7 protein-coding genes and 1 pseudogene are annotated in these 7,341 nt (G+C 69.1%); 4 read left to right on the top strand and 4 right to left on the bottom strand.

What is annotated here, in order from left to right:
• Window positions 1-77 precede the first annotated feature (77 nt).
• Window positions 78-1,301 (top strand): annotated as a pseudogene (locus tag VFP86_08910) (geranylgeranyl reductase family protein).
• A gap of 70 nt (window positions 1,302-1,371) precedes the next feature.
• Window positions 1,372-1,800, top strand: coding sequence for a cyclic nucleotide-binding domain-containing protein (locus VFP86_08905; protein HET8999749.1), 429 nt, complete (start codon window positions 1,372-1,374; stop codon window positions 1,798-1,800).
• Between the two features lie 8 nt (window positions 1,801-1,808).
• On the opposite strand, the gene VFP86_08900 is transcribed toward VFP86_08905, so the two are convergent.
• Complete coding sequence (locus VFP86_08900; protein HET8999748.1) at window positions 1,809-2,219, bottom strand: cyclic nucleotide-binding domain-containing protein; 411 nt, start codon at window positions 2,217-2,219, stop codon at window positions 1,809-1,811.
• 191 nt (window positions 2,220-2,410) lie between these two features.
• On the opposite strand from VFP86_08900, the gene VFP86_08895 reads away from it, so the two are divergent.
• Window positions 2,411-2,911 (top strand): pyridoxamine 5'-phosphate oxidase family protein, encoded by a 501-nt coding sequence (locus VFP86_08895; protein ID HET8999747.1) that lies wholly within the window; start codon window positions 2,411-2,413, stop codon window positions 2,909-2,911.
• 16 nt (window positions 2,912-2,927) lie between these two features.
• Here the strand turns inward: VFP86_08895 and VFP86_08890 are convergent, their stop codons facing one another.
• Window positions 2,928-4,817 (bottom strand): heme o synthase, encoded by a 1,890-nt coding sequence (locus VFP86_08890; protein ID HET8999746.1) that lies wholly within the window; start codon window positions 4,815-4,817, stop codon window positions 2,928-2,930.
• Window positions 4,818-5,032: 215 nt separating this feature from the next.
• On the opposite strand from VFP86_08890, the gene VFP86_08885 reads away from it, so the two are divergent.
• Complete coding sequence (locus tag VFP86_08885; GenBank protein HET8999745.1) at window positions 5,033-5,695, top strand: hypothetical protein; 663 nt, start codon at window positions 5,033-5,035, stop codon at window positions 5,693-5,695.
• Window positions 5,696-5,702: 7 nt separating this feature from the next.
• Here the strand turns inward: VFP86_08885 and VFP86_08880 are convergent, their stop codons facing one another.
• The gene (locus VFP86_08880; protein HET8999744.1) at window positions 5,703-6,707 is read right to left on the bottom strand and encodes a sugar kinase; all 1,005 of its coding nucleotides are present in this window, start codon (window positions 6,705-6,707) and stop codon (window positions 5,703-5,705) included.
• Entirely contained in the window at window positions 6,694-7,338 is a 645-nt protein-coding gene (locus VFP86_08875; GenBank protein ID HET8999743.1) for a bifunctional 4-hydroxy-2-oxoglutarate aldolase/2-dehydro-3-deoxy-phosphogluconate aldolase, read from the bottom strand. Before VFP86_08875 ends, VFP86_08880 begins: the two co-directional genes overlap by 14 nt.
• Window positions 7,339-7,341 lie beyond the last annotated feature (3 nt).

The raw sequence follows: 7,341 nt of genomic DNA, 5'->3' as shown, positions 1-7,341 counted from the left end.
CGCCGCGGCAGAGTGCCTCGGCGGCCGTTGTGTTTTTTGTAGGGGCATCCCGCTTCTCCGACGAAGAGGTGGCGCTGATGCGCGAGTCATGCGACGTGGCGATCGTCGGCGCGGGCCCGGGAGGGTCCGCGGCCGGATACTACTTGAGCCGTCGCGGGCTTGAGGTCGTGCTCCTCGACAGATCCGAGTTTCCTCGCGACAAGACCTGAGGAGACGGCCTGACTCCGCGCGCCGTCGGCGTGCTCGACGACTTGGGGGTCCTCGGCGACCTCGCCCGGGAGGGGCAACGGATCAGAGGGGTTGAGATCCTCGCACCCAACGGATATTCAACAGGAGCGTCGCTCCCGGGCTCCGGCGGGCTCCCGACGTCGATGCTTGTGGTTCCGCGGATGAGGCTCGACGACATCATCCGGCGGCGCGCCGTCCAGGGTGGAGCACGGTTCGAGAGCGGGGTGCTCGTCACCGGTATAGAACAGTCCCCGCAGGGGGTTGTGATCGAGGGGACGCGCATGGGGCGGCCGCTCTCGCTCCGTGCCCGAATCGCCATTGTGGCCACCGGCGCCTCAACGGGGCTGCTCAGGAAGCTTGGACTCCTGTCCGAAACGCCGCAGATGATGCTGGCGGCGCGCGCCTACTACGAGGATGCCTCCGGCCTCAGCGACCGCATCCAGATCCGGTTCGACGGCGTGCCTCTGCCGGGGTATGGATGGGTGTTCCCGCTCTCTGCGACTTCCGCCAACGTGGGGGTCGGATATTTCCCATCGAGGCTCAAGGCCCGCCGCCGGCCCGCGCATTCCCGGGTGGCCTTTGACGCCTTCGTCAAGGGGCGAGCGATGGCCGGACAGTTAGAGGGGGCGCGCCGGAGCCAACCGGTGCGGGGCTATCCGCTCAGGGTCGATTTTCCCGACGCGCCGACGTCGGGCGACCGCGTGGTGCTGGTGGGCGAAGCGGCGGGCCTCGTGAACCCGCTCACCGGCGAGGGGATCGATTACGCGCTTGAGTCCGCGCAGATCGCGGCCGACACCGTCGCTGCGGCACTCCGCAACGGCGGACCGTCTCGATCCGATCTTGCGGAGTATGACCGCCTCCTGCGGGGACGATTTGAGCGGCTGTTCACCTTTTGCCGGCGCCTGCGGGACGCCTCGCTCAACGCGTTGCTCCTCAACCGGCTCGTGCGCGTGGCCGCGCGCCGTGAAGATCTTAAGATGCTGCTGGTGGACATCGTGCTCGGCAACCGCGACGTCTCAGCCGACATATCCGTGAAGCGGATCGTGCAGAGGGCGCTCGCTCTCATCAGGTAGCCGGTGGGCGGAGGAAAGCCCGGCCAGAACCGTGAATCACGCCACGAGGGCGGCGCGGGGGGGAGAGGGCATGGTGTTCGGGCGGTCAAGCAAGACGGTCCTACTGCAAAAGGTTCCACTCTTTCAGGGTCTCTCTCGGAAACAACTCGAGCGGATCGGCCGGCTCGCGGACGACCTGGGCGTCCCCGCGGGAAAGCGGCTGGCGACCGCAGGCGAGATCGGCCATGAACTGTTCGTGATCATCGAGGGCTACGCAACCGTGAGGGCCGGCCGCGGACGGACGGTGCGGTTGGGGCCGGGGAAGTTCTTCGGCGAGATGAGCCTGATCGACGGCGGCCCGCGCTCGGCAAGCGTGGAGGCTGCGACCGACATGCGACTGCTGGTCCTGGGCCACCGCGAGTTCTGGGCCTTGATGCTCGCGGCGCCGTCTCTCGCGCTAATCATTATGGCGACGTTGTCGCGGCGGGTCCGCGAGGCGGAGGCGGCGATCTCGGCGTAACGTTCCCGCTAGCGGGTTGCTTCGTCTTCCTGAATGCGGCTGGCTACCGTCTCCAGGAGGCGAATCGCAATCGCCGGGTTGGCGTCGAGGATGCCCTTGAAGTCCCACCGCGTCAGCGCCAGGCAGGTCGTGGGTTCTTTCGCGACGACCGTCGCGGTACGGGGCGTTTCCCGGACGAGCGCCAGTTCCCCGAAATAATCGCCCGGCCCTAACGTGCGGATCGTCCGGCCGTCCCGCTTGACCTCGGCCTCGCCGTGAACGATGAGATAGAATCCATGCCCGGGGTCGCCGGCCGAGACGATCGAAGCCCCGCGCTCGAATTTGCGCTCCTTGACGCCGTTTGCGATCCGGTGGAGTTGTGCCTCCGGGATCCCCGCGAACAGCGGAACCTTCTTGAGATGCTCGGTGTGATCGGCCACGGTGATCCCCCCTCACGCCGGCAACCCGGCGCCACGGCTGTGCGGTGCGCACGGGTCACGGCAGGTAGGAGGTGGGTTTGCTGGCACGCCCGAGGATTCCTCCCAACCGCGGGGACGCAGGGAGCGGCGGCGGGGGCGTGGTAAGCGAGGACCAACGGGCCGGCACCAATGGTCCGCCAAGGAGGTATCGGATGATCACGTCCCCCTCGTGGGAAGGCCGGAACGGCGGCCTGACCGATCAGGAGATCGCCGAGTTCTTGGCCGCGCCGTGGAACGGGCGGCTGGCGACGACGACGTCGGAGCGGGTCCCTCACGTGACCCCGGTGTGGTTCGAGTACCACCCGCATGAGCGGACCGTCGACATCGTCGCGCGGGAACGGGCGGCGTATGTTCGCCACATCCAAGCGGATCCGCATGTCGCGTTCCACGTGGCAGATGACCAGCATCTGTCCCACACACGCGTCCTGTTCCAGGGCACCGCGGATATTCTCGAAGGCCCTGTGGCGCCGTCGCGGAGCCCACGGATCAAGGCGATCGTGGCGCGGATGGTCGTGCGGTACATGGGATCGCAGGGCGCGGAATACGCGGCCCGGACGGATGATCGGCCCCGGTACCTCATCCGGATCACCCCGCGAAAGGTGACAACGTGGACCGGGCGGGAGTGGCACCCACGGTACCGCCAGAGCGGTTGACCCGTGGGGAGCGGGTTCAGCCGAGGATCAGCCGGTCCGCGACCATCGCGCCGAAGAGCAGCGCGAGATAGATGATCGAGTAGCCGAAGAGCGCGGGCGGCGCCCACGCGGCTCGCCCCGTCGCGACCGCAACCGCGAGCGCGACGAACAGCCCGTTCAGGACAAGCGCGGCCGCGAGGTAGACGGTGCCGCAGGTGTGCAGGGGAAAGTACAGCAACAGCGTGGTGCCGGCGAGCACGACAGAGTAGAGCAGGATCTGGCGCCGGGTTTCTCTGGCCCCGCGCACCACCGGCAGCATCGGGATCCCCGCCGCGCGATAATCTTCGATCTTGCCCAACGCAAGCGCCCAGAAGTGCGGAGGCGTCCAAAAGAACACGATCGCGAACAGCACGACGGCGGGCAGCGCGACGTGCCCCGTCGCCGCCGCCCAGCCGACAAGCGGCGGCACCGCTCCGGCCGCGCCGCCGATCACGATGTTCTGCGGCGTGGTCCGCTTGAGCCACAGCGTGTAGACCACAACGTAGAACGCGATGCCCGCGGTGGAGAGCACGGCGCTGAGGATGTTCACCCCCCACGCCATCACGACGACCGAGAGGAGCCCCGTCAAGACGCCGAATCCGAGCGCCTGAGTGGGGCGGAGACGCCCTGACGGCACCGGGCGTAAACACGTCCGCTGCATCACGGCGTCGATGTCTCGGTCGGCGTACATATTGAAGGCGTTGGCAGACCCGGCGGCGAGCGTGCCCCCGAGCAAGGTGAGCAGCAGTACCCCGAGCGCGACCCGGTGGGGCGCGGCGATGATCATCGTCGTGGCCGTGGTCACGAGTAGCAGCATGATGATGCGGGGTTTCATGAGCGCGGCGTAATCCCGGAGCGCCCTCGCGGCGGCCCGCAATTTCGCCGGCGGCGTGCCTGCGGCCCCCCAGGGGAGCGCGCGCGTCGGTCCGTCGATCGAGCCCCCCGCGATCGGGAGCGTCCGCCGGCCCTCCCGCGATCCTGCCGGACTCGGGGCGCCCTGGGGCGCCGCCGCGGTCAGGCGGCTCAGCACGACCAGGGTCCCGAAGAGCAGCGCGGCGATGCCGAGATGGGCTCCGCGCACCACCGGTGCGAGATGCGTGACGATGTTGGCGACGCCTAGGGTGAACTGGACGAGCACGAGCGCCTCCGCGAGGCGCGCGGCTGCCACGACGGACCGTCCCCCGATCTTCGAAGCGGCGGCCGCCGTCGCCAGCACGAGCGCGAGCACGACGAGCGCCCACACTCGGTGCAGCATGTGCACGGCGGCGCCCGCGTCCGCGGGCATGAGCGCGGTCCCACGGCAGAACGGGAGATCGGGACAGGCGAGCCCGGCCCCGCTCGAGGCCACGTACCCGCCGATGAGGATCATCACGTACGTCGCCGTGAGCGCCGCGAAGACCAGCCGGCGGAAGGAAGCGGCCGCGGGGGGGGCGTCGGCGGCCCCGCGCAGCGCTCCCACCGCCTGGAGAAGCAGCGCGGCCAGAAACAGATTGGCAACGCCGAGGTGGATGGTGACGAGCGCCGGGGTGAGGTGGAGCGTGACGGTGAGCGCTCCGAGCACGATCTGGACGGCGACGATGGCCAGAACCCACAGCGACGTCGCCGCCGCGCGGGGGAGCTGCGTTCGGACCAAGAACGCCGCGATCGCGGTCAAGAGAACGAGCAGGCTCACGGATGCGGCGACCAGGCGATGTGTGTACTCGATCAGCACAGCCCCCGTAAGCGGCGGGATCACAAGGCCGTGACAAAGCGGCCAGTCCGGGCAGGCGAGGCCGGCGCCGCTGATGCGGACCAGGCCCCCCAGCAGGATCAGCAGGTACGCCGCGGCCGCAGTCGCCAGTGCGAGCGCCCGGTAGGCTCGCGTCAGGACATGCGTATCGCGGGTCATGCGGCCTCCTTGGATGAAGTGCTCGAGTGAGGGAGTCGGATGACGCGGCCTGCGCCCGAGTCTTCCCCTATTCGACGGGCGTCGCCGTCCTCTCCTGTCGTCGCACTCTGGCGGGAAGTCTCGACACACGCGTGGAATCCGTCGAACGAAGGAGGGTGCCGGATCCGGCTCACCGGGGCCGCCATCGCTGCGGTACAATCGGGAAGGTCGCATCGATGGTCACGCATGTGCGAGGGACCGACACGATGAAGATGAGACACGTGATCGCGACGGCGCTGGTCGTGCTCCTGTTCGCGGGCACGGCGGCGGCGCAGCCGTCGGTGCCCGAGATTCTGCACCGAGTGCTCAACGCCAACGCCGACACTCCCGACGTGAAGTCCGCGGAGGTCGTGTTCAAGCTGAGGGTCAGGAAGCCGCAGAGCGAAGCCCCCGACTGCGAGTTCACCGGGACGATGCAGATGGCGGGCGGCCGTCAGTCCGTGAAGATCGACCAGAGCAGCGCGGGCCTGCTCTGCTGGGCCGTCAACAAGTACGTCCTCGGCCAGTTGTTCGAGGCCAGCGAGCCCATGGAGGCGTTTCTCGGCCGGTTCGACTTCCATGTCCTCGGCGAGAAGTTGGTGGAGCGCGAGCACTACTACTTGGTGCAGGGCAAAGCCCGGGACGCCAACAACAATCCTCGCTCCATGATCGGGTGGATTGATTACGAGCGCGGACTCATCACCGACGGTACCTTGGAATACAACTGGGGAACGATCGAGAGCGAGCAGCGGTACACGCGCCAGAACGGCGCCTGGCTCCTGGCCCATCAGCTGGTCCGCACGAGCCGGTTCGACGCGACGCTGGAGATCTTGTACAGCAATTTCCTGTTCGTGCGCTGAGCTCGGATCAACGGTGGAAGGCGCCTGACTCCCCCCGGAGCACGGCCTCGACGGCTTCCGGCGTCGCCAGGCATACGTCCCCGCGATACGTCTGCTTGAGCGCCGCCATCGCCGCCCCATACCGCAGGCCCGTGGCGGCGTCCCGTCTCATGTAGCCGTAGAGGAATCCCGCGACAAACGCGTCGCCCCGCCCGATCCGGTCGATGATCTCCGTCGGATACGCGTTCGCGCGGTGTGTGCCGGCCCGATCCACGGCCAGTGCCCCCAGGGCGCCGAGCGTCAGCACGAGGACGCCGCAGCGGAACCGCGAGCGGAGCGCCCGCGCGACCTCTTCGGGTTCGCCGCGCTCGCCGAACACCGCGGACGCGTCCCGATCGTTGAGGATGATGATGTCGAGGCCTCGAAGGAGCGGTTCGATCCTTTTTCGGGCAGCCGCCGGAGTCCATAGCTTGGCGCGGTAGTTGACGTCGAAGGAGATCCGCACGTCTCGTCGACGGGCTTCCGCGATGGCGCGCGCGACGAGCCGGGCCGCGTTCGGGCCGAGCCCCGGCGTGATCCCCGTGAGGTGGACGATGCGCGCGCCGTGAAGGATGTTCCAGGCCACCGCATCGGGCTCGATCCCCGCGAATGCGGAGTCGAGCCGGTAATACAATACCTCGGCCGCCCGCAGTCCGGCTCCGGGCTCCACCAGCATGAGGCCGACGCGGCCCTCGGCCGCCGCCCATAGGACGCCGTCGACGTTGACGCCGTAGCCGCGAATCGTGGTCGCGATCCGCCGCCCGAGGGGGTTGGCAGGCAACCGAGAGATCCAGGCTGCCGGCACACCGAGCTGCGCCAGCCCGGCGCAGACGTTGGCCTCCGCACCGCCGACCTGAACCGCAAGCGCCGGCGCGGTTTCGAGGGTGTCTCCGCCCTGCGGGGCGAGACGGAGGAGGGTCTCGCCGATCCCGACGACCGCCGGCGCGCTGGTTCGCGAGGCGCCGGATCGGCGGCCGGGCCTAGCGCGCGGCAAGGGCCTGGATCATCGTGCCGGTGCGCGCCCGCAGGGCCGCCGCGTCGACCGGCCGGTCACCCGGGCCGACGAGCGCGCTGCCGATCCCTACCGCCACGGCGCCCGCCCGGAACCACTCGCCAATGTTCTCAGGAGTGACCCCGCCGGTCGGCAGCAATCGAGCGTGGGGGAGCGGCGCCAGAATCGCTCGGATGTGGCGAGGGCCCCCGGTCTCGGCGGGGAAGATCTTGACCATCTCCGCGCCGAGATCAAGCGCTTGGACCACCTCGGTCGGCGTAAAGGCTCCCGGGACCGCAAGGACCCCCCTGCGGTGCGCGACCTCGACCATGCCGGGGGAGAGCGATGGGCTCAAGAGGAACTGGGCGCCGGCGTCGACGGCCTCCTCGGCCGTTTGGGGATGCGTCACTGTGCCCGCACCGATCAGCACATGCGGAAACCGGGCGCGGAGGCCACGAATGACCTGCGCCGCGTCGGGGACTGTAAACGTCACCTCGATGACCGTCAGGCCAGCCGCGGCCAGCACCTCGGCCGCCTGGACCGCCCACTCGCGGGACGCGGTCCGGATGATCGGCACGACCCTTGCGCGGACGATCGCATCGAGCGCCGCCGCGGGTTTGGCCGCGATGCTCACCCG

It is taken from the genome of bacterium (assembly GCA_035703895.1).
GTDB lineage: Bacteria > Sysuimicrobiota > Sysuimicrobiia > Sysuimicrobiales > Segetimicrobiaceae > Segetimicrobium.
Note: the sequence above shows the minus strand (reverse complement) of the source record. Positions and strands in the feature narration are given on the sequence as shown.

What these genes read in the sequence shown, in the direction of transcription:
- VFP86_08905 (HET8999749.1), top strand. Translation starts at nt 1,372, where the DNA reads ATGGTGTTCGGGCGGTCAAGCAAGACGGTCCTACTGCAAAAGGTTCCA.
- VFP86_08895 (HET8999747.1), top strand. Translation starts at nt 2,411, where the DNA reads ATGATCACGTCCCCCTCGTGGGAAGGCCGGAACGGCGGCCTGACCGAT.
- VFP86_08890 (HET8999746.1), bottom strand. Translation starts at nt 4,817, where the DNA reads ATGACCCGCGATACGCATGTCCTGACGCGAGCCTACCGGGCGCTCGCA.
- VFP86_08885 (HET8999745.1), top strand. Translation starts at nt 5,033, where the DNA reads ATGGTCACGCATGTGCGAGGGACCGACACGATGAAGATGAGACACGTG.